10 protein-coding genes are annotated in these 22,981 nt (G+C 67.9%); 4 read left to right on the top strand and 6 right to left on the bottom strand.

The window, feature by feature from the left end; all coding sequences use genetic code 11:
- Window positions 1-191: 191 nt before the first annotated feature.
- From mqo to KHO27_RS11520, 3 genes are all read left to right on the top strand, one after another.
- On the top strand, window positions 192-1,766 hold the full coding sequence (mqo, locus tag KHO27_RS11530; protein WP_214501843.1) for a malate dehydrogenase (quinone): 1,575 nt from the start codon (window positions 192-194) through the stop codon (window positions 1,764-1,766).
- Window positions 1,767-2,115: 349 nt separating this feature from the next.
- Window positions 2,116-3,264: a substrate-binding domain-containing protein gene (locus KHO27_RS11525; RefSeq protein ID WP_102683759.1), complete on the top strand. Its 1,149-nt coding sequence runs from the start codon at window positions 2,116-2,118 to the stop codon at window positions 3,262-3,264.
- 207 nt (window positions 3,265-3,471) lie between these two features.
- Complete coding sequence (locus tag KHO27_RS11520; RefSeq protein WP_214501842.1) at window positions 3,472-15,972, top strand: putative filamentous hemagglutinin family protein; 12,501 nt, start codon at window positions 3,472-3,474, stop codon at window positions 15,970-15,972.
- A 27-nt stretch (window positions 15,973-15,999) separates the two neighbouring features.
- Here KHO27_RS11520 and KHO27_RS11515 read toward each other — a convergent pair whose 3' ends face one another.
- The 5 genes from KHO27_RS11515 to ribBA all read right to left on the bottom strand — a co-directional run bounded on the left by KHO27_RS11515 (window position 16,000) and on the right by ribBA (window position 21,359).
- The gene (locus KHO27_RS11515; RefSeq protein ID WP_214501841.1) at window positions 16,000-17,148 is read right to left on the bottom strand and encodes an ABC transporter ATP-binding protein; all 1,149 of its coding nucleotides are present in this window, start codon (window positions 17,146-17,148) and stop codon (window positions 16,000-16,002) included.
- A gap of 19 nt (window positions 17,149-17,167) precedes the next feature.
- A complete protein-coding gene (locus tag KHO27_RS11510; protein ID WP_110701623.1) occupies window positions 17,168-17,974 on the bottom strand; it encodes an ABC transporter permease in 807 nt (268 codons plus the stop codon).
- 6 nt (window positions 17,975-17,980) lie between these two features.
- Window positions 17,981-18,898 carry an ABC transporter permease gene (locus KHO27_RS11505; protein WP_111532250.1) on the bottom strand — a complete coding sequence of 306 codons (918 nt, stop codon included), beginning with the start codon at window positions 18,896-18,898 and terminating at the stop codon, window positions 17,981-17,983.
- Window positions 18,895-19,920, bottom strand: a complete 1,026-nt coding sequence (locus tag KHO27_RS11500) for an ABC transporter substrate-binding protein (protein WP_094011077.1) — start codon at window positions 19,918-19,920, stop codon at window positions 18,895-18,897. Before KHO27_RS11500 ends, KHO27_RS11505 begins: the two co-directional genes overlap by 4 nt.
- 326 nt (window positions 19,921-20,246) lie before the next feature.
- Window positions 20,247-21,359, bottom strand: coding sequence for a bifunctional 3,4-dihydroxy-2-butanone-4-phosphate synthase/GTP cyclohydrolase II (ribBA, locus tag KHO27_RS11495; RefSeq protein WP_214501840.1), 1,113 nt, complete (start codon window positions 21,357-21,359; stop codon window positions 20,247-20,249).
- Between the two features lie 78 nt (window positions 21,360-21,437).
- Between ribBA and KHO27_RS11490 the strand changes: the two genes are divergently transcribed.
- A complete protein-coding gene (locus KHO27_RS11490) occupies window positions 21,438-21,731 on the top strand; it encodes a DUF1330 domain-containing protein (RefSeq protein WP_110701629.1) in 294 nt (97 codons plus the stop codon).
- Here KHO27_RS11490 and KHO27_RS11485 read toward each other — a convergent pair whose 3' ends face one another.
- Window positions 21,732-22,820: a TerC family protein gene (locus tag KHO27_RS11485; protein WP_250888444.1), complete on the bottom strand. Its 1,089-nt coding sequence runs from the start codon at window positions 22,818-22,820 to the stop codon at window positions 21,732-21,734.
- Window positions 22,821-22,981: the final 161 nt, after the last annotated feature.

The raw sequence follows: 22,981 nt of genomic DNA, 5'->3' as shown, positions 1-22,981 counted from the left end.
AATACTCCGATATTTGAACTATCTGGTTAGTTTCGTCAAATCCCGAAGTATTGAAAACGGGCGATTATCGAACTGGGTGGACTGGCCTTGTCGCGGGGCAAGGGATCAGAAAACACTGCGACCATGCCCGAGCAAAACACTCGGCTAAGCTTGTCCTCCAGGCGCACGGAATGACCAAAACGGGAGAGCACATGAACCTCTACAAAACGCCCAGATGGGCATTGGCGGCCCTCACCCTGGCCCTGGGGCTGCATGCCCAGGCCGCCGACAGCAAGCGCGTCGATGTGCTGCTGGTGGGCGGCGGCATCATGAGTTCCACCCTGGCGGTGTGGCTCAACGAGCTGGAGCCGGGCTGGTCGATGCAGATGGTCGAGCGCCTGGACAAGGTGGCCGAGGAAAGCTCCAACGGCTGGAACAACGCCGGCACCGGTCACTCGGCGCTGGCCGAGCTCAACTACACGCCGGAGAAGGACGGCAAGATCGACATCAGCAAGGCGGTGGAGATCAACGAGTCGTTCCAGGTCACCCGTCAGTTCCTCGCCTGGCAGGTCAAGCAGGGCGTGCTGAAGAACCCGCGCTCGTTCATCAATACCACGCCGCACATGAGTTTCGTCTGGGGCGACGACAACATCCGCTTCCTCAAGAAACGCTACGAGGCGTTGCAGGCCAGCCCGCTGTTCAAGCCGATGCAGTACTCCGAGGATCACGCGCAGATCGCCAAATGGGTGCCGCTGATGATGCAAGGGCGCGACCCCAACCAGAAGCTCGCCGTCACCTGGACGCCGATCGGCACCGATGTCAATTTCGGCGAGATCACCCGCCAGTACGTAGGCTACCTGCAGACCCGGCCGAACTTCGACCTCAAGCTGTCCAGCGAGGTGCAGGACATCACCCGTAACGACGACGGCAGCTGGCACGTCGAGTACAAGAACCTCAAGGACGGCGGCACCGCGAGCACCGACGCCAAGTTCCTGTTCATCGGTGCCGGCGGCGCCGCGCTGCACCTGCTGCAGAAGTCGGGCATCGACGAGGCCAAGGACTACGCCGGCTTCCCGGTGGGCGGCTCGTTCCTGGTCACCGACAACCCGGCCATCGCCCAGCGCCACATGGCCAAGGCCTACGGCATCGCCGCCACCGGCGCGCCACCCATGTCGGTGCCGCACCTGGACACCCGGGTACTCGATGGCAAACGCATGATCCTGTTCGGGCCGTTCGCCACCTTCTCCACCAAGTTCCTCAAAGAGGGCTCGCTGCTCGACCTGTTCGCCAGCATGTCGCTGCACAACACCTGGCCGATGGTGCGGGTCGGGGTGCGCGAGTTCGACCTGGTGCAATACCTGATCGGCCAGCTGATGCAGTCCGACGACGACCGCTTTGCCGCGCTGCAGACCTACTTCCCCGAGGCGAAGAAGGAAGACTGGCGCCTGTGGCAGGCCGGGCAGCGGGTGCAGATCATCAAGAAGGACGACAACCTGGGCGGGGTGCTGAAGCTGGGTACCGAGGTGGTCACCGCCAAGGACGGCAGCATCGCCGGTCTGCTCGGCGCCTCGCCGGGCGCCTCGACCGCGCCGCCGATCATGCTCGACCTGCTGAACAAGGTGTTCAAGGACAAGGTGGCCACGCCTGAGTGGCAGGCGAAGATCAAGCAGATCATCCCCTCCTATGGCATCCGCCTGAACGAGCACCCCGACAAGGTCCAGGAAGAGTGGACCTATACCAGCGAACTCCTGCAACTGGCATCGCCCAGCGAGGTGGCCGCGCCCTGAAAGTCCGGCCATGACCAACCGGCCACTGGGAAGTGGCCGGCGCTGGCACACAGTTTTTTCTCCCCTTGGCCCAACTCCCGAGTGCCTGATTCGCCATCCTCCGGAGCGTCCCCTCCCGTACCGCCTGCGCCGGCTCATGGCCAGCCCGCCGCACACCCGAAAAGCGCCCGCCGACACCCGAGCTTTTCCCCGCCGAACTCCCGATGTTTTTTCCTTTGCCTGTCACCACAAGCTGCGAATGTTGGCCCCGTGGACAGGCCTCAGCCCCTCTGGATCAGGGTATACGGCCTGTGGCCACAGCAATGCGCGACCCACTCAACGTATGAACACGACGATAGGAGATTGCTTCATGTTTAAGCGTACTGTGATCGCCGCCTCCCTGGTGGCTGCTACCCTGGCTTCGGCCCAATCCATGGCTGCTGTTGTCGGTGGCGGCGCCACCCTGCCGGAAAACCTCTACAACGGCACCTCGAGCCTGCCGCGCCTGCTGCCGGCCGACTTCAGCTACACCGGTGTCGGCAGTGGTGGCGGCAAGACGGCGTTCCTGACCAACGCAGCGGCCTCGATCAACCAGCCGGCCGGCACCAACGTCGACTTCGCCGGCAGCGACTCGGTCCTGAGCGCCTCGGAGCTGTCGACCTACAACAGCAGCAAGGCCGCCACCTGGGGCAAGCTGGTGCAGATCCCATCGGTGGGCACCTCCGTTGCCATTCCCTACAAGAAGTCGGGCGTGACCAACCTGCAACTGACCGGCGCCCAGCTGTGCGGCGTGTTCTCCGGTACCACCACCACCTGGGGCCAGCTGCTGGGCACCGCCGACGCCACGCCGATCAAGGTCATCTACCGCTCCGGCAGCAGCGGCACCACCGAGCTGCTGTCGCGCTTCCTGGCTGACGCCTGCCCATCGTCCTTCGTGGTCAGCAGCACCTTCACCACCGCCAACGTCGGCAGCGAACCGGCCACCTGGCAAGCCGTCGCCGGCAGCGCCGATGTGGTCAACGCGGTCAACGCCACCGATGGCACCATCGGCTACGTCAGCCCTGACTATGTCGCCACCGGCAACAACGCCGTGGTCGCCCGCGTCAGCAAGAACGCCATGGCCGCCGGTACCGCGCCACTGCCAACCGCCGCCAACGCCCGCACCGCCCTGGGTACCGCTGTCGCCCCGAGCACCGCAGCCGACCGCGCCGACCCAAGCAAGTGGGTGCCGATCTTCAACGCCGGTGGCGTGGTACCGACTTCGGGCTATCCGATCGTCGGCTACACCAACCTGCTGGTCGGCCAGTGCTACCAGACCGCCGCCGATGCCACCGCCATCCGCAGCTTCCTGAACGATCTGTACACCGGTGCCAAGGCCGCCACCATCGCCCAGCACTCCTTCGTCAGCCTGCCGGCCGCCTACGCCGCCGAGATCAAGAAGGTGTTCCTGGACAACGGCTACAACGAAGGCACCAACATCGCCAACGCTTCGGTCTGCAACGGTATCGGCCGTCTGTAAGCGTCACGCGAAGCGCCAAGCCCGCAACGGGCGGACAACCGACGGTGGCCGGCACGGCACCGTCGGTTTTCGCGTGTGCGCGTACCCCAGGCAGATGAACTTTGCATGACAAAGCTTCGGTCCGCGCCCGGGCCGACTGCCTTATGGCAAAGCGGCATCACGGCCGCACCGACCTGCCTTCCATGACCCTGCACAAGGAACCCTGCAATGTCGCGCGGCCAGCACCAGCCAGACCTACCAGCCACCGTCGCCCGCCGGCGTCGCCAGCCTGCAGGCCACGCGCCGATGCTGCTCAAGCCCTTGGCCCAGGCCATCGCACTGTTGTTGCTGTCCGGCACGGCCCAGGCCGCGCAGCCGTTCAGCTCGGCCTGGTTCGCGGCCAAGGGCGCCGCGCCCGCAGCCGGTGGCGGCGCGGCAGCGGGCCACGTGCAACTGCCCGGCGCGCCACCTCCGCTGGCCCAGCAGCAGCGCCTGCAGCAACGGTTCCAGCGCTCCCTGGGCAACCTCGACAACACCGTGGCCGCCATCGCCGCGCAGCAGGCGGCGCAGGCCGCCGGCCGCACCCTGGCGCAGGTGCAGCCGCAGACCGTGCCCAACGGCCTGGGCGAGGGCGGCCTGGAGGTCGACGAGAACCCGCTGACCAAGGGCTGGCAGAACGCCAAGGCGCCGCAGCAGAGCCAGGTGGGCGGCAAGACCCAGGTGCTGATCGAACAGACCGCCGACAAGGCGATCCTCAACTGGGAAACCTTCAACGTTGGCCGCGACACCACGGTCAAGTTCGACCAGCAGGCGCAGTGGGCGGTACTCAACCGGGTCAACGACCCCAACGCCCGGCCGAGCCAGATCCACGGCCAGATCGAGGCCCAGGGCACGGTGATGCTGCTCAACCGCAATGGCGTGGTATTCAACGGCAGCAGCCAGGTCAACGTGCGCAACCTGGTGGCGGCGGCGGCGCAGGTCAGCGACGAGCAGTTCCGCGAACGCGGGCTGTATGTCGACAGCAACGGCAGCCAGGCCACCTTCACCCAGGCCGGCGGCAAGGTCGTGGTGCAACGGGGCGCGCAACTGCAGACCCGCGCCCCAGCCACCTCCACCGAGGGCGGCGGCTATGTGCTGCTGCTGGGCAGCGAGGTGAGCAACGAAGGCCAGATCATCACACCCCAGGGCCAGGCAACGCTTGCCGCCGGTGACGACTTCTACATCCGCCGGGGCAGGGGCACCCAGGCCAACGCCTTCTCCACCACCCGCGGCAATGAGGTCGCCAGCAGCCTGAAGCCCGGCAGCAGCGCCGGCAACGTGGTCAACAACGGACTGATCCAGACGGCGGGCGGCGATATCACCCTGACCGGCCATGCCGTGCGCCAGGATGGCGTGGCCCTTGCCAGCACCGCGGTGGACCGGCGCGGCAGCATCCACCTGCTCAACTCGGCCAGCGACACCAGCGGCACGGTCAGTTTCGGCAAGGGCAGCGTCACCGCCGTGCTGCTCGACGACAGTCAGGCCCTGGACAGCCAGCGCGAGGCCTCGCGGCAGGGGGTGGATGGGGTCAGCGGCAACAATGCCACGGGCCGCTTCGACAACCTGAGCAAGGTCATCGACCGCCCCGAGCAGTCGCGGGTGGAGGTGGTCAGCGGTGGCACCGTGCATTTCCAGGAAGGCGCCCTGACCCTGGCCACCGGTGGCCAGGTGGCCGTCAGCGCCGGGCTGCGCAGCCTGGTGGACGATGGCGCGCGCATCGACGTGGCCGGGGCCCTCGGGGTCAAGGTCGCCATGGAAAGCAATGTCATCAAGATCAACGTGCAGGGCAACGAACAGCGCGACGCGGCCGGCAACCGTGACAAGGGCGGCCTGATCAACCGCGATGTGTGGGTGGACGTGCGTGAGCTGGTGCATGTGGAAAAGGGCGTCAACGGCTACGCCAGCGAGCGCTGGTACACCGCCGGTGGCCTGCTCGAGGTGGGCGGCTACCTGGGCACGCGCAACCACAGCGTCGGCGAGTGGATGGCCCAGGGCGGCACGGTGACCTTCACCGGCCAGGACCTGGTGACCCGCGCCGGCGCCGAGATCAACTTGTCTGGCGGCACCCTGGCGGTGCAGGACGGCTACATCCGCCAGAGCTGGCTGCGCGGTGAGGACGGCCGCCTTTACGAACTGTCGAAGGCCCCGGGCGACCTGCTCTACACCGGCCTGTACAACGGCTACGAGGCGCACAGCGCGCGTTGGGACCAGACCCGCACCTTCTACAACCCGCTGATTGCCCCCGGCCAGCGTTACGAGCAGGGTTATACCGTGGGCCGCGACGCCGGCAGCCTGGTGGTGGCGACCCAGAGCGCGCTGCTCGACGGCCAGTTGCTCGGCCAGACCTGGCAGGACGAGCGCCAGGTGCAGGCGCCGGTACGCGGGCGCGACGGCTATCGCCAGGTGCACACCGCCCGGGCCCAGGGCGCGCAACTGGTGATCGGCCAACAGCTGCCCGGCTACCTCAGCGACGCCAAGGAGCTCGGCTTCAGCCTGACCCCGGTCATGCAGCAGGTGCTGATACGCCAGGGCGCCGGGGGGCAGAGCGCCGACGTCGGCCTGCAGGCACCGTTGGACGAGCAGCGCCGTGGCCAGCTGGCACTCGACAGCGACTGGCTCAACGGCCTGGAGCTGGGTGGTTTGAGCGTTGCCGCCCAACAGCGCATCGAGGTCGATGATGCCGTGCGCCTGGCCGATGGCGGCAGCCTGACCTTCTATGCCCCGCAGGTCCAGGTCAATGCCGACCTGACCGCCAGGGGCGGGCAGATGGTCCTGGGTGATGTGCTCCGTCAACGTGTTCTCGCCGGCCTGCAGGACCAGGCGCTGGCCACCCCGGCAGGGCTGCGCGCGCAGGTCGGCGTGGCCGCCGGGGCGCGCCTGGATGTCAGCGGTCTGCGCAGCGAGGGCACCGACCCGGGTGAGCGCGCCTGGCGCAACGGTGGCAGCCTGAGCCTGCGTAGCAGCGGCGATGTGCTGCTGGACAACGGCAGCGTGCTGGACGTATCCGGCGGTGTGGTACGCCGCGAGGGCAATCGCCTGCTCGGTGGCAGTGGCGGCAACCTGACCTTGCAGAGTAGCGCGCTGGACAACAGCGGCACCGGGCGCATGCGCCTCGATGGCGAGCTGCGCGGCTACGGCAGCAGTGGCGCAGGCACCCTGACCCTGGCCGCCGAGCGGGTGAGTGTGGGGGGCAGCGGGCAGGGCGAGACCGGCGTGCACTTGGCCGAGGATTTCTTCAACCGTGGTTTCGCTCATTACGCCATCACCGGCAACCATGGCCTGAGTGTGGCCGCTGGCAGCCGTATCGACGTCACCCGGCCGGTGGAGCAACTCGACGCCAGCCGGCCGCTCGGCGATCCGGCGCTGATCGTGTTGGCGCCGCTGTTGGCACAGAACGCGGTGGCCGGCAAGCTGGAGCCGCGCGCTGGCGCGAGCCTGGCCCTGGCGGCGGGTGATAGCCGCTTCGACCAGGCGAGCCGTGAAGCGGCGGTGCTCGAGGTCGGGCGCGGCGCGACGATCAGCGTCGACCCCTTGCAGTCCATCAGCCTGACCAGCACCGCGCAGTTGAACCTGAACGGTACCCTCAATGCCTGGGGCGGCAGTGTCAGCCTGCTGCAGCAATGGTTGCCGACCATGGACTCCGGCGTGACGGAAGGGGCGCACCAGCGCTCGATCCGCCTGGGTGACCAGGCCCTGATCGATGTGTCCGGGCGGGCGTTCACCGCGCTGGATGCGCAAGGTCGCCGTTATGGTCGGGTCGACGATGGCGGCAGCATCGTGATCGGCGGGCAGATCGACCATGACCAGGGCACCAGCAACGGCGCCTACCTGTTCCTGGACATGGCCGAGGGCGCTCGCCTGCGCGCCGATGGTGCCCAGGCCACGCTGGATATCCGTGGCCAAGGACCGCTGGCCATGGCCAGCAACGGCGGGCGCATCAGCCTGGCGTCGAGCCACGGGCTGCGCCTGAACGGCAGCTTCAGCGCCGCTTCCGGTGGTCTTGGCGCCGCAGGCGGCAGCCTGGAGGTGGCGCTGGATAGCGGTCTCTACCTCAACGGTAGCCTGGTCGACGCCGTCAAGGCGCCACGCGAGCTGGTGCTCGGCCAAGGCGCGGCCAATGCCGAGCAAGGGCCGCTGCGCTATGGCCAGGGGCGGCTCGACGTTGCTCAGGTTGCTGCGGGGGGCTTCGACAGCTTGTCGCTGCTCAGCGATGGTGTAGTGGCCTTCGAGGGTGACCTGGACCTGCGCATGGCCCGTAGCCTGCAGCTGTACACCGGCTCGCTGGTGCTGGCCCAGAGCAGTGCCGGCGATGCCCGTGTGCACTTGCAGGCGCCCTATGTGCGGCTTGCCGGCAGCAACCATCGCAGCGCCGACCAGGCGACCCGGCCGACCCTCAAGGGCGGGCTGTCGATGCAAGACAGCGCGGCGCTGTTGCAGGTCGACGCCCACCTTCTGGACCTGCGCGATGCCATGACCTTGGGCGCCCATGGCAGCCTGGCGCTGGCCGCCGGTGGTTCATTGGACTTCGACCGCCGAGGTTTTGCCTTGGGTAGCCTGCGCAGCCAGGGCGACCTGCGGGTGCTGGGCAAGGTTGGCGAGGGCACCGACAGGACCCTGCTGCGCAGCAATGCCGACCTGGAGCTGCTCGCCGCGCAGATCTACCCGACCACCGGCGCCTTCGGCCAGATCGAGACGGCCAGCGACGCCACCTTGCGCATCGGCAGGGCTGGGCAAGGCACGCCCGACCAGCCGTTCTCGGTGTTCGGCCGGCTGGCGCTGGTCGCCGGCAAGGTCGAGCAGGGCGGTGTGCTGCGCGCGCCCCTCGGCGGGCTGTCGCTGGGGCAGGAAACGGGGGGCACCAAGTCCGTCACCCTGCTGCCGGGCAGCATCACCTCGGTCAGCGCGGCAGGGCTGGTCATGCCCTACGGCGGGACGGTGGATGGCCTGAGCTACCTGTTCGCAGGCCTGGCGGTGAAGCTGCTGGGCGCGGCGGGCGACAGCCTGTATGGGGTATCGCTCAACGGCAAGTCCATCGACATCCGCCAGGACGCGCTGATCGACCTGTCCGGAGGCGGCACGCTGACCGGCGCCGGCTTCGTCTCCGGGCGTGGCGGCTCCACCGACGCCCGCTACCATCCGCTGATGCAACTCGATGGCGAGGGCCGCCTGGTCCTGCCCACGCTGGGCAGCAACCCGGTCTACGCCATCGTGCCGAGCTTCACCGGCCCTTACGCGCCGGTGACCGGCGAGGCCGGCGTGACGGCGCCGGGGATCGGCCAGCAGATCACCCTGGATGGCAGCGTTCCTGGCCTGGCGGCGGGTACCTACACCTTGCTGCCGGCCAGCTTTGCGCTGCTGCCGGGGGCGTTCAGGATCGAGCTCAATGGCCTGGCCATGGCCGGGGGCAGCGCTGCCAGCCTGGCGATGCGCAACGGCTCCTGGACTACCACGGGCAGCCTGTCGGTGGCCAACACCGGTATCCGCCAGCCGCTGTCGAGCCAGGTGATCCTGACCTCGGGCGACGTGTTGCGGCGCTATTCGCAGTACAACGAAACCTCCTACGCCGCCTTCGCCCGTGCCGATGCCTCGGCCAAGGGCGTGCCGCGCGCGGCGATCGAGGCCGATGGCAAGTGGCTGAACCTGCGGGTGCAGGGCAACAACGAGGCCGCCAGTACCTTGCGCGTCGCCGGCCGGGTGAACTTCGCCGCCGCCGAAGGCGGTCATGCCGGCAGCGCGGCAGTGTTCGGCGCCCGCGGCCTTGAGGTGGTGGCCGATGGTGGCGCCGGCCAGGCCAGCGGCGAGAACATCGCGGTGCTGTCGGCCCGCGAGCTCAATGCCTTGCAGGCACCCCGGCTGACCTTGGGCGGCCGCGCCAACGTACTCTACGGCCAGGGCGGCAACCAGATGACCTTCCTCGAAGGCACCAGCGATATCTGGCTGCGTTCGGGGGTGGTGCTGCAGGCCGGTGAAGTGTTCCTGACCAACAACGACCCGCGTGGCAGCATCGTCGTCGAGCAGGGGGCCGGGATCGTTACCCTTGGCCGAGGCGCGGTGCCTTTCGATGCCGATGACGGCTACTTCATCAACAGCAACGGCCGTGCCTTGCTGGCGGTGTCCAACGGCCGGCTGGATGTGGTGTCGTCGCAGTTCACCAGCAGTTGGTCGCCGGGCTCCATCCTCATTGGCGGTTGCAGCGCCGGCGGTTGCCAGGGCTCCACCCGGCTGTACTCGGAAGGCTCGTTGTTCGCCGCCACCGACAAGACCTTCAGTCTCGATGACGGGGTAGCCTTCGGTACCCGGCACCTGGGCCTGGCGGTCGGGCGGATCAACGTCGGCAGCGCCGACGCGCTGGCTCGCGCCCTGGCGGACGGCGTGCTGGGCCAGGGCCTGACCCTCAACCAGCAGGTGCTCGACCGTCTGCTGCAGGGCAGCCCGGCCGAGGCTGTGCCGGCACTGGAGACCCTGACCCTGGCGGCGTCCGACTCGCTGAACTTCTTCGGCACCACGGCGCTCGACACCTACGACCCGGTCACCGGCAAGAACCGCCTGCAGGCGCTGGTGCTCGGCGTGCCGGCCATTTATGGCCATGGCCAGGCCGGCGACCAGGCGACCATTCGCACCGATCGGCTGATCTGGAGCGGTGCGCGCAACGCCGCGGGCGCGCCGATCGCAGGCGGGGCCGGCAGTGGCGATGGCCTGCTGGCGATCCGCGTCAAGGACCTGGAATTCGGTTACGGCGCCAACAGCCAGCCCGATGGCAGCGCCGACATGGCGCGCCAGACCCTGGGCTTCAGCCGCGTGGAACTGCACGCCAGCCACCAGGTGAGCGCCAACCACAAGGGCAGCCTGCTGGTTCACCACCGCCGCGGCGACTACCAGGCCGACGGCAGCTTCGCCTACAGTGGCGGTGACCTGCTGGTGGACACACCGCTGTGGACCGGCAGCGCCGGCTCGCTCAATCGTATCGAGGCCGGTGGCACCCTGCGCTTGCAGGGCGGCGGGGGTACCCTGGCCAGCGGTCGTCAGGCCCTGGGCGCCGAGCTGAGCCTGAAGGCGCGGCAACTGCTGGTCGATGGCACCTTCAGCCTGCCCAGCGGCCGCCTGACCCTGCAGGCGCTGGACGACCTGCGCCTGGGTGACGCCGCACGGCTGGACCTGGCCGGGCGTACCTTGACCCTCAACGACGTGACCCAGTACAGCTGGGGCGGCGAACTGGTGCTGGGCAGCCAGTTCGGCGACATTCACCAGGCCGCTGGCGCGCTGATCGACCTCAGTGCCCGCGGCAACCGCGCCGGGCGGCTGACGGCCATTGCCCTGGGCGAGCAGGGTGGGCGCATCGAACTGCTCGGCCAGATCCTCGGCGCGGCCAGTGGCCGTTACGACGCCGCTGGCACGCAGGTCCCGTACGCGGGCGGAGTGGTCGATATCCGCACCCGGCAGCTGGACGACTTTGCCGGCCTCAACCAGCGCCTGAACCGCGACCAGGTGTTCGGTGCGCGCAGCTTCCAGATCAAGCAGGGCGACCTGGTGATCGGCGATGAGCTCAAGGCCCAGCAGATCAACATCTCGCTGGACAACGGGCAGCTCACGGTCAACGGCCATGTCGATGCCAGTGGCGAGCAGGTCGGCAGCATCCGCCTGGCCGCCAATCGAGGCCTGACCTTGGGCGCCGGGGCCTTGCTTGACGCCCATGGCAGTGTGCTGCGGGTCGACAGCTACGGCGCGATCATCGATGCGCCGAACCGTGCCGTGGTCGAGCTCAACAGCGGCCAGGGCCAGTTGACCCTGGCCAGCGGCGCACGCATCGACCTGCGCCACGGCACCGCCTCCGGGCAGGGCGATGGCCGCCAGCGCGGCACCCTGGAGCTGATCGCCCCGCGCCTGGGCAGCGATACGGCGGGCGACATCGCCATCGACGTGCGTGGCCCAGTGGACATTCTCGGCGCGCGCACCATCGCCGTGGTCGGCAACCAGCGCTACACCGATGCGGCGCCGGGCGGCACTTCGGCCAGTGGCCGGCCGATCCAGGTCATCGACCAGGACTACTTGACCCGCAAGCACGACCTCAGTGTGCTGTTCATCGACAACCTGCTGCGCAACCGTGACCTGCTCGACGTGCGCCTGGCCGGGCTGAACAACGCCCGCTACGCCCAGGCCCTGCACCTGCGCCCGGGCGTGGAGATCGCCACGGTCGATGCCGGCACCGACCTGGTGGTGCAGGGTGATCTGGACCTGTCTGGCCACCGCTACGCCAGCCTCAACCCGCTGACGCCGAAGACTGCTGTCCACGGTTCGGGCGAGGTGGGCAACCTGGTGCTGCGCGCCGGCGGCAACCTGGAGGTGTATGGCAGCATCAGTGACGGCTTCATGCCGCTGGACCTGGCCAGCGACGAAGCGCGCATGGACGGCAAGGGCTGGTTGCTGCTGCCCGGCAAGCAGCCGTTCGACAGCGACCTGGTGATCCCGCGCAGCGGCGTCGAGCTGGCCGAGGGCACGCAGTTCCCCGAAGGCAGCCTGCTCAACTTCGACCTGCCGTTCGCCGCCACCACCTTGCCGGCCAACCTGCGCCTGCCCAGCGCCATGAGCCTGTCCACACCGCTGATCCTGCCCGCGGGCACGGTACTCGAGGCCGCGGTACGCGACGCTGGCGGCAACCTGTTGTACGCCGCCGGCACGCTGCTGCGCGAGGCGGTCACCCTGGCCTTGGGCACGCGCCTGGACGCCGGCAGCCGCCTGCCGGTCAGCGTGGCTGTGCAGGGCGGTATCTGGAGCAAGGGCATCGCCCTGCCCAGTGGCGGCCTTACCCAAGGCAGCGCGCTCACCCTGGCCGTTGGCTCGCGGCTGCCGGCGGGCACCGATGTCAAGCTCGCCGCAGGCGTCGACCTGATCGAGCTGCGCCCCGCAAGCAATGGCCAGCAGGGGCGCAACTGGGCGCTGGCGCAGATGCTGCCGGCAGGCTCGCAGTCGTGGTCGATGCGCCTGGTGGCCGGCGCCGACCTGGACGCCGCCGACAGCCGCATCACCCGCGCCGACACCGATGCCGGCGTGCTGCGCCTGGCCGACCTGCACTACATCGCGCAGCAGAAGCGCAGCGGTGGCGGGGCTGGCGGCACCGGCATGGTCTGGGGGCCGGACAACACCTACGGCATGGAGCCCGGTACCCCGGTAGCCCCCGAGGACCTGGCGCTGTGCGATATCGCCGGTTGGTGCGAGCCGGCGGTGAAGACCATCAAGGTGTGGGGCCCCGACAACACCTACGGCATGGAGCCGGGCACGCCGGTGGCGCCCGAGGACCTGGTGTTGTGCGACATCGCCGGCTGGTGCGTGGACCAGACGCTGGGGGGCAAGAAGCTCTGGGTCTGGGGGCCGGACAACACCTATGGCATGGAGCCCGGCACCCCGGTGGCCGACGCCGACATGGAGTTGTGCTCGATCCCCGGCTGGTGCGTGGAGATCGACGCGCCGACCGAGCCCGAGCGTATCGAGGTCACGCCGCACACCCTGATGTTCAGCGTGTTGCGCACCGGTACCGGCGACCTTGACCTGCTCAGTGCCGGCGACTGGCTCATGGACTCGCTGTTCGGCGTCTACACCGCCGGCACCCAGGCGCCGTCGCTGTGGCGCGACGGCGTCGATCCGCACCAGCTCGCCCGTGGCCGGCTGGCCGACGGCAGCGTGCTCGGCAGCGCCGGCGCGCCCTATGAGGCGCTGACCGAAAGCCTGTACCGCGCCTGGTATCCGGAGCAGGGCGGCAACCTGCGGATCACGGCCGGGGGCGATCTTGCCGGCAACCTGGTGGCGAGCAAGACCGGCGGCGCCCTCTCCAGGCCGCAAGTGGCATCGGCCGCGCTGGGCAACTGGCTGTGGCGCCAGGGCCAGACCAGTGCCGATACCCCGGCGGCGTGGTGGGTCAACTTCGGCACCTTCGCCCAGCAGCCCCAGGCCTTGGTGGCAGAACCTTGGCTGGTGGGCTTCACCGGCATCGGCACCCTGGGGGGTGGCAACCTGGACGTCGGCGTGGGTGGCTCGGCCGGCCTGTTGCAGGCCAGCAACACCGCAGGCGTCGAGGCCGAGCGCAGCCAGGGCCTGAACCTGGTGGTCGGCGGCAGCGGCCGGATCGTCGAGGATGGTCGCCTGGTGCAGACCGGCGGCGGCGACCTGAACCTGCGGGTGGCCGGTGGCATCAACCCGGCGTCCGCGGCACTGGAGATGGCGCGGGTCACTCCCGACCTGGGCGGCACGCTGGTCAACCTGCGGGGTGCGCTGAATGTCCAGGCGGGCAGCGTCGGGGTGGTCAGGCAGGTGTATGGCAGCAGCTTCGCCTTCAATGACAGCAGCGAGTCGCGCGCCTACGACCCCTATACCTCGACCAAGGCCGCGGCGCTGGGGGGGCTGACGCTCATGCCTGGTGATGCCGCGGTGCGCCTGGACAGCCGCGGCGACCTGGTCGTGCAGGGTGTCGGTGACCCGGGCCGGGTGCCGCAGTTCAACATGACCGGCTTCCTCGGCGACAACGGCGTGCGCTATGCCGGGCAGGGCAACAGCTGGTTCTCGTTGTGGCGCGAGACCACCGCCGTGGACATGCTCGCCCTGGGCGGCAATGTCACGCCGGTGAGCTTCGATGAGCTGCGTCCGGGCCGTAACCTGCCGCTCTACGGTGGCCGCCTGTTCTACCCGACGGCGCTGCGGGTGACGGCGGCCAACGGCAGCCTGTACTACGGCAGTTCGGCCAGCGAGCGTGGCATCGCCACCTCCGCCTATTCGTTGATGACCGCACCTTCGGCGCGCAGCGCTTTGCAACTGATCGCCGGTGAGTCGATCTACGCCGGCGGCTATGTGATCAGCCAGGCGGGCACCGACACCTCGGCCATCGCCACGCCGCAACGGCCGGCAATGCTTGGCCAGGACTTCTCGTACGTGTACCAGGCCAGCAACCTGAGCGCGGATATCGCCGCGAGCCTGGATGCGTCGCCGCTGTTCACCTATGGCCTGAACACCTACAAGGCCGGGTCGCGGCCGCAGACACCCGCGCGCTTCTATGCCCTGGCCGGGGATATCGTCGGCTTGAACACCGGCGAGATCATCGAGTACCAGCAGACCGGGCTCAAGCTGTACCAGGGCGCGGGGCCGGTGCGGGTGATGGCCGGGCGCGACATCGTCAACGCCGGCAAGGCGCTGGGCGTCGAGCGCTTCGGCGCGCCGGGCATGGTGGCGGGGGACCAGGGCAACGTCTATTCCTCGGGCAACCTGGTCATCCATGGCGATGCCCTGGATGTCTCGCTGATCAGCGCCGGGCGCGACATTCGCCTAAGCACCTTCAATGTTGCCGGGCCCGGCCAGCTGGAGGTGGTCGCCGGGCGCAACCTGTTCCAGTCCGGCCAGGGCGTGGGCTCGGCTTACCAGGAGGCGGCGATCAACAGTATCGGCCGGGTCGATGGCAGTGGTGGCGGCAACGATGGCGCGGCTATCGCCATCGTCGTCGGCGCCGGCAAGGCCGGCCCGGACTACCAGCGTCTGCTCGAGCGCTACCTCGGCGCGGAGCAGCCCGCCGACAGCGGCCAGGCGGACAACGTGTTCAAGCGCTATGACCTGGAGCTGCAGGCCTGGCTGCGCGAACGCTTCGGCTTCAGCGGCGACAGCGCCGACAGCCGCGCCTACTTTGCCGCCTTGCCCGCCGAGCAGCAGCGCATCTTCGCCCGCCAGGTCTACTTCAGCGAGCTGCGTGAAGGCGGACGCGAGTACAACGACGTCAATGGCCCGCGTACCGGCAGCTACCTGCGCGGTCGCCAGGCGATCGCCGCGTTGTTCCCGGACAAGGACGTGGCCGGCAATCCGATCCGCTACGACGGCAGCGCCACCGTCTACGGCGGCGCGGGCATCCACACCGATTTCGGCGGCGGCATCCAGGTGCTGACCCCAGGTGGCCAGCAGGTGTTCGGCATCGAGGGCGAAGCGCCGCCGTCCACCGCCGGGGTGATCACCCAGGGCAGCGGTGACATCCAGCTGTACTCCCAGGGCAGCATCCTGCTCGGCCAGAGCCGGATCATGACCACCTTCGGCGGCTCGATCCTCGGCTGGTCGGCCCAGGGCGACATCAACGCCGGCCGCGGCTCGAAGACCACCGTGGTGTACACGCCGCCCAAGCGCACCTACGACCTGTGGGGTAACGTCGGCCTGGCGCCGAGCGTGCCGAGCACCGGTGCTGGCATTGCCACGCTCAACCCGATTGCCGAGGTGGCGCCGGGGGATATCGACCTGATCGCGCCGTTGGGCACCATCGATGCCGGCGAGGCGGGGATCCGCGTGTCGGGCAACGTCAACATCGCCGCGCTGCAGGTGGTCAACGCTGCCAACATCCAGGTGCAGGGCGATGCCAAGGGCATGCCGGTGGTGGCCGCGGTGAATACCGGGGCGATTGCTTCGGCCAGCGCCGCGGCGTCGTCGGCGAGCCAGGCGGCCGAGGAGGCGGGCCGCCAGCAACAGGCCGCGTCGCGTCAGCGCCAGCCATCGGTGATCACCGTGCAGGTGCTGGGCTTCGGTGGCGAGCGGCTGGTGCCGGGGCAGGACGGGGCGAGCCTTAATCCGCAGTACAACCGCCAGAGCCCGGTGCAGGTACTGGGCGCGGGGGCGCTGGATGAGCGGGCCAAGGCGCAATTGACCGAGGAGGAGCGGGGCAACCTGTTGCTGTGAGGGGCCGCGCCGCGGCCCCTGGTTGGCTCAATGTGCCCCGGCGCCCTTGCTCAGGTCGCTCTCGGCCCAGTCGGTGTAGATGCACGCATCCGCCACGGCCCAGCGCACCCTGACCTGGTCGCCCGGCTGCATGGGCATGCCCGCAGCGGACAGCGCCTTGACCGTCAGCGCCGTGCCGCCCTGGGTGACCACATGGCAGGTCTGGCTTTCGCCGAGGAACAGCAACTCGGCGACCGTGGCGCTGACTTCGTTCCAGCCTGCCGGCAAGGGTTCGCGCGCGGCCTGCTCGACGGTCAGCGCCTGGGCCTTCTCCGGGCGCACCATGATCAACGCTTCCTGGGCGTTGGCCAGGCCCGGGGTCAGGCGCACCGCCACCGGCTGGCCCTCGAAGTGCCCGCCGCCATTGCCGCTGGCAGTGAAGCGCAGGAAGTTGGAGTTGCCCAGGAACGAGGCGACGAAGGCATTCGGCGGGTTCTGGTAGAGGTCGTAGCCGGTGCCCAGGCCGACGATGCGGCCATGGCTGAAGATGGCGATGCGCTGGGACAGGCGCATTGCCTCTTCCTGGTCGTGGGTCACGTAGACGATGGTGATGCCCAGGCGCCGGTGCAGCTGGCGCAGTTCGTCCTGCAGGTCTTCGCGCAGCTTCTTGTCCAGCGCGCCGAGTGGCTCGTCCATCAGCAGGATGCGCGGCTCGTACACCAGCGCCCGGGCGATCGCCACGCGCTGCTGCTGGCCACCGGACATCTGCGAGGGCTTGCGGTGGGCGAAGGGTTCCAGGCGCACCAGCTTGAGCATCGCCTCCACGCGCTTGCGGGTCTCGTCGGCGCCGAGCTTGCGGATGGCCAGGGGGAAGCCGATGTTGTCGCGCACGTTCAGGTGCGGGAACAGCGAGTAGCGCTGGAACACCATGCCGATGTCGCGCTTGTGCGGCGGCACGTTGACCAGCGACTGGCCGTCGACCAGGATCTCGCCGCTGCTGGGCGTTTCGAAGCCGGCCAGCATCGACAGGGTCGTGGACTTGCCCGAGCCGCTGGAGCCGAGGAAGGTGAGGAACTCGCCGTCCTGGATCTCAAGGTCGAGGTTGTCCACGGCGGTGAAGTCGCCGTAGTGCTTGTTCAGGCCGCGCAGGCTGACCAGGGTCTGGTTGCGCGTATCGTCTTTGATCACTGCACTCATTGTCATTGTCTCCAGGCAGTCAGGCGTTTTCGGCGCGCCGGCGCAGGGCGGCGGCAATGAACATCACAAGCAGGGACAGGCCGATCAGCAGCGTCGAGGCCACCGCGATCACCGGGCTCAGGTCCTGGCGCAGGGTGGTCCACATCTTCACCGGCAGGGTCTGCAGGTCGGGGCTGGCCATCATCACGCTCAGCACCACCTCGTCCCACGACACCAGGAAGGCGAACAAGCCGCCGGCGATCATCCCCGGGCGGATCGCCGGGAAGGTCACCTTGACGATCGCCTGCAGGCGCGAGGCGCCGCAGATCACCGCGGCGTCCTCGATGGACTGGTCGAACAGCTTGAGCGAGTTGATGATCGAGATGATGGTGAAGGGCAGGGCGACGATCACGTGGCTCACCACAAAGGCGAACAAGGTGCCGGTGTAGCCCAGCTTGAGGAACAGCGCGTACACCGCCACGGCGATGATCACCAGGGGCACGATCATCGGCATGGTGAACAGCCCGTACAGCAGCTCGCGGCCCGGGAAGCGACCGCGCACCAGGGCAAAGGCAGTGGGCAGGCCCAGCGCCACGGCGGCGAAGGTGGTGAGCAGCGCCACCTTGAGGCTGGCCAGCGCCGCGTCCATCCACTCGGGGTTGGCGAAGAACTGCGCGTACCACTTCAAGGTCCAGCCTGGTGGCGGGAACACCAGCCACTGTGACGAGCCGAACGACAGCAGGATGATGAACACCACCGGCAGCAGCAGGAAGGCAGCGATCAGCCCGGTGGTCAGGTACAGCCCGGTGCGCAGCGGGCGACCCATGGCATTGGGGGAAAGCAGCATGGCGGTTTACCTCGCGTTGCCGACCGGGGACTCCGGCTGCAGCTTCAGGTATAGGTAGAAGAGCACCAGGGTGATCACCACCAGCAGCGCGGCGGCGGCGCTGGCCAGGCCCCAGTTGAGGAACGACTGAACCTGCTGGATGATGAATTCGGGCAGCATCATGTTCTGCGCGCCGCCGAGCAGGGCCGGGGTAACGTAGTAACCGAGCGACATCACGAACACCATCAGCGCGCCGGAGAACAGCCCCGAGCGGCACAGCGGCAGGAACACCTTCCAGAAGTTGGTCCAGGGGCTGGCGCCGCAGATCGAGCCTGCCTGCAGCACCATCGGGTCGATGGCGTGCATGGTCGCCTGCAACGGCAGGACGATGAACGGGATCATGATGTAGCTCATGCCGATCACCACGCCAGTGAGGTTGTGCACCATCTCCAGCGGCGCATCGATGATGCCCAGCGCCATCAACACCTTGTTGATCACCCCCGAGCTCTGCAGCAGCACCAGCCATGAGTAGGTGCGCGCCAGCAGGCTGGTCCACATCGACAGCAGCACGATGTTCAGCAGCCAGCGGCCCCAGCCCTTGGGCACCAGGGTGATCGCCCAGGCCAGCGGGAAGCCCAGCAGCACGCTGATCAGGGTGACCAGGCCGGCCACCGAGAAGGTGTTGAACAGCACCCGGGCATAGGCCGAGTTGGCGAACAGCTGCGCATAGTTGCCAAGGCCCGGCTCGGGCTCCAGCACCCCGCGCAGCAGCAGGCCGACCAGCGGGGCGAAGAAGAACAGGCCGAGGAACAGCAGCGCCGGCAGCAGGTTGCGGCTGCCGCGCCAGCGTTGGCTGATGGGCGGGCGACGCTCGGCCGCCCCGGGCGCGCCGGTGCCGCTGGGGGCACCTTGCGCGTTGTGCAGGGCATTGATGGCGACTTTCATTTGACCAGCCACTCATTCCAGCGGGCGGCGATGGCCTGGCCGTTCTTCGCCCAGTAGGCGAAGTCCAGGGTCACCTGGTCCTGGGCGTAGGCAGTCGGCAGGTTCGGCGCCAGGTCTTTGTCGAGCTTGGCCACGCTGTCGACGTTGACCGGGGCGTAGGCGGTCTTGTTGGCGAACTCGGCCTGGCCTTCGGCGCTGCTGGCGTTGGCCAGGAACTTCATGGCTGCGTCCTTGTTCTTCGCGCCTTTGGGGATGACCAGGAAATCGGCCATGACCAGGTTCTGCTTCCAGCTCACGCCGACCGGCGCGCCGTCCTGCTGCAAGGCATACACGCGGCCGTTCCAGAACTGTCCGAGCGAGGCTTCACCCGAGGCCAGCAGTTGCTGCGACTGGGCGCCGCCGCCCCACCAGACGATGTCTTTCTTGATGGTGTCGAGCTTCTTGAAGGCGCGGTCCAGGTCCAGCGGGTAGAGCTTGTCTGGCGCCACGCCGTCGGCCAGCAGGGCCAGTTCGAGCACGCCGGGGCTGGGCCACTTGTACAGGGCGCGCTTGCCGGGGTAGGTCTTGGTGTCGAACAGGGCGGACCAGTCCACCGGTTTGTTGGCGCCGAGCTTGCCCTCGTTGTAGCCGAGCACGAAGGAGAAGAAGAACGAGCCGACGCCATGGTCGGAGACGAAGCGCGGGTCGATCTTGTCGCGCTGGATCTGCTTGAAATCGAGGGGTTCGAGCAGGCCTTCGCTGGCGGCGCGCAGGGCGAAGTCGGCTTCGACATCGACCACGTCCCACTGCACGTTGCCGCTTTCGACCATGGCCTTGAGCTTGCCGTAGTCGGTGGGGCCGTCCTGCACCACCTTGATGCCGGACGCCTTGCTGAAGGGTTCGGCCCATGCGGCCTTCTGCGCATCCTGGGTGGTCCCGCCCCAGCTGACGAAGTTCAGGCTGTCGGCCGCCTGGGTGGCCTGGCAGGCCAGGGTCAGCAGGCTGGCGGACAGCACTGCGGTTACTCGTTTGCTCAACAGCATGGTTACGCCCTCGTTGCTTTTGTTATTCGAGGCGGGCTTCTGTCGCCCGCCAATCATGTTCGGGGAGCAGCGTCAAACGGGTGGAGCGTGGCCGTCATGTCAGTGTAGGTGCGGCCGGCAGAATCAAGGTCTACGGAATGTCATATTATGGTATTCCAAACTTTTCGCAAGAGGTCGGTGCTGACCGGCCATCACTCCGCGTGGCGACAGGGCCGCTTTGCGGCCCATCGCCGGCAAGCCGGCTCCCACAGATACGGCGCGGGTCTCAGGAATTGCGAGGTCCCTGTGGGAGCCAGCTGACAGGCAGTGCTTGCAGCACCGTGAAATCAATTGCCCTCGAACGGAATGCTCTGCACCACCTCCAGCTCGTACCCGGCCAACCCGGCGTACTTGAGTGGCGGCCCCAGGTGACGCAGCTTGCCCACGCCCAGGTCCTGGAGAATCTGCGCGCCGGTGCCGACCTCCGAGTAGACCTTCGACTGGCCACGCTGGTAGGGGCGTAGCGGCTGCGTCAGTTGCGGCACGCGTTCGAGCAGGGCCTGGGAGGATTCATGGTTGGCCAGGATCACCACCACCCCGGCACCTTCCTCGGCGACCTTCTGCAGCGCCGCCCACAGCGTCCAGTTGGCCGGGCCTGCGTACTCGGCGCCAACCAGGTCGCGCAGCGGGTCGATCACATGCACGCGCACCAGGGTGGGCTGCTCGCGGCGGATCTCGCCCATGACCATGGCCATGTGCACGCCGCCTTCGATGCGGTCTTCGTAGGTGACCAGGCGGAAGTTGCCGTGCACCGTGGGCAATGCGCGTTCACCGATGCGCTTGATGGTCTGCTCGGTGCTCAGCCGGTAGTGGATCAGGTCGGCGATGGTGCCGATCTTGATGCCATGCCGGGCGGCGAACACTTCCAGGTCGGGCCGGCGGGCCATGCTGCCGTCGTCATTGAGCACCTCGACGATCACCGATGCCGGGCTGAAGCCTGCCAGGCGGGCCAGGTCGCAACCGGCCTCGGTGTGCCCGGCGCGGGTCAGCACGCCGCCTTCGCGGGCACGCAAGGGGAAGATGTGGCCGGGCTGTACCAGGTCTTCGGGGCGGGCGTCGGCGGCCATGGCCGCGGCCACCGTGCGTGCCCGGTCGGCGGCGGAAATGCCGGTGGTCACACCGCTGGCGGCTTCGATCGAGACGGTGAAAGCGGTACCGAACACGCTGGCGTTGCTTGGCACCATCTGCTCCAGGCCCAGGCGCTGGCAGTGCTCATCGGTGAGGGTCAGGCAGATCAGGCCACGCGCCTCGCGGGCCATGAAGTTGATGGCCTGGGCGTCGCAGCGCTCGGCGGCGATCAGCAGGTCGCCTTCGTTTTCCCGGTCCTCGTCGTCCACCAGCAGGACCATCCGGCCCTGGCGGTAGTCGTCGAGGAGTTCTTCGATGTTGTTGAAGGCCATGTTGCACGCTCATACTGGTCAGGAAAGTTTTATGGTATACCATAATACGATAATGACCATGCAACCGGAGCGCGACGAATGAAGGCCTACTGGATCGCCCACGTGGACGTCACCGACCCCGAGCAATACCTGCAATACACCCAGCGCGCCCCGGCGGCGTTCGTCGCCTTTGGCGGGCGCTTCCTGGCCCGGGGCGGGCGCAGCGAGGCGCTGGAGGGGCGGGCGACGCCGCAGCGCAGCGTGGTGATCGAGTTCGATTCCTATGAGCAGGCCGTGGCCTGCTATCGCTCGGACCTGTACCAGGAGGCCTGCCGCCATCGCCAGGGCGCGGCGATGGCGCAGGTGATCATCGTCGAGGGGCTCTCGCCCTGATCAGACCCGCAGGTGCGGGCCTTTCTTCTCGGGATCTCTGTCGGTGGCAATGGCTGTCGGCTTGTCCACTGTGGGCAGTGGTTCCTCCTGCACGGGTTGATGTTCGGCCGGTTGCTGCTGATTGCGCGTGCGCAGCAACGACAGCAGCACGCCGCCGAGCAACAGCCCGAACGTGACCCCCAGCGAAATCCCGGCTGGTACCTTGCCCACCAGCCCGTGCCAGAAGATCTTGCAACCGATGAAGATCAGCACCAACGCCAGCGCGTACTTGAGGTAGACAAAGCGGTGCATCAGCGCCGCCAGGGCGAAGTACAGCGAGCGCAGGCCGAGGATGGCGAAGATGTTCGAGGTGTAGACGATGAACGGGTCCTGGGTGATGGCGAAGATCGCCGGCACGCTGTCGACGGCGAACACCAGGTCGGCCAGCTCGATCAGCACCAGGGCCAGGAACAGCGGCGTGGCATAGCGGATGGCGCGGTCGGTTCCGGGCGGCGTGAGATGGACGAAGAAGTGCCGGCCATGCAGCTGGTCGGTTACCCGCATGTGCCGACGCACGAAGCGCAGCACCGGGTTGTTGGCCAGGTCCGGGTGGGCATCATCCTTGGACAGGGCCATCTTCACCCCGGTGAACAGCAGGAAGGCGCCGAAGATATACAGCACCCAGGCGAAGTGCTGCACCAGCGCGGCGCCCACGCCGATCATGATTGCCCGTAGCACCACCACCCCGAGGATGCCCCAGAACAGCACGCGGTGCTGATAGCGGCGGGGGATGGCGAAGAAGCTGAAGATCATCGCCATGACGAACACGTTGTCCATCGACAACGACTGCTCGACCAGGAAACCGGTGTAGAACTCCAGCGCCGGCTGCGCTCCGAGCTCATACCAGACCCATACACCGAACAGCACGCCGACGCTGAAGTAGCCCGAATACAGCAGCAGGCTTTCGCGCATCTCGATCTCGCGGTCCTGGCGGTGCAGCACACCGAGGTCGAGGACCAGCAAGGCGATGACGATGGTGATGAAGACCAGCCACAACCAGGTGCTGGTGCCGAGAAAAGGCGTGAAAAGGAATGTGTGCAGAGCCGTCATAAGCCCCTCCTTGATTGTCGACGTTGCATGGCAACAGTGATTCCGACATGGCGGCGCAAACCGTCAGAGGGGCCCGGCATCACATGCCATTGAGCCTAGTCGCGTTCGCCGGGGTTGCCGAATGGCAGGCTGTTACATTTCTTTGCCTGGATCCAATTAAT

The sequence above is a fragment of the Pseudomonas sp. RC3H12 genome (assembly GCF_018596375.1).
Taxonomy (GTDB): Bacteria; Pseudomonadota; Gammaproteobacteria; order Pseudomonadales; family Pseudomonadaceae; genus Aquipseudomonas.
The sequence above is the reverse complement of the archived record's forward strand: the minus strand, read 5'-3'. Positions and strand labels throughout refer to the sequence as shown.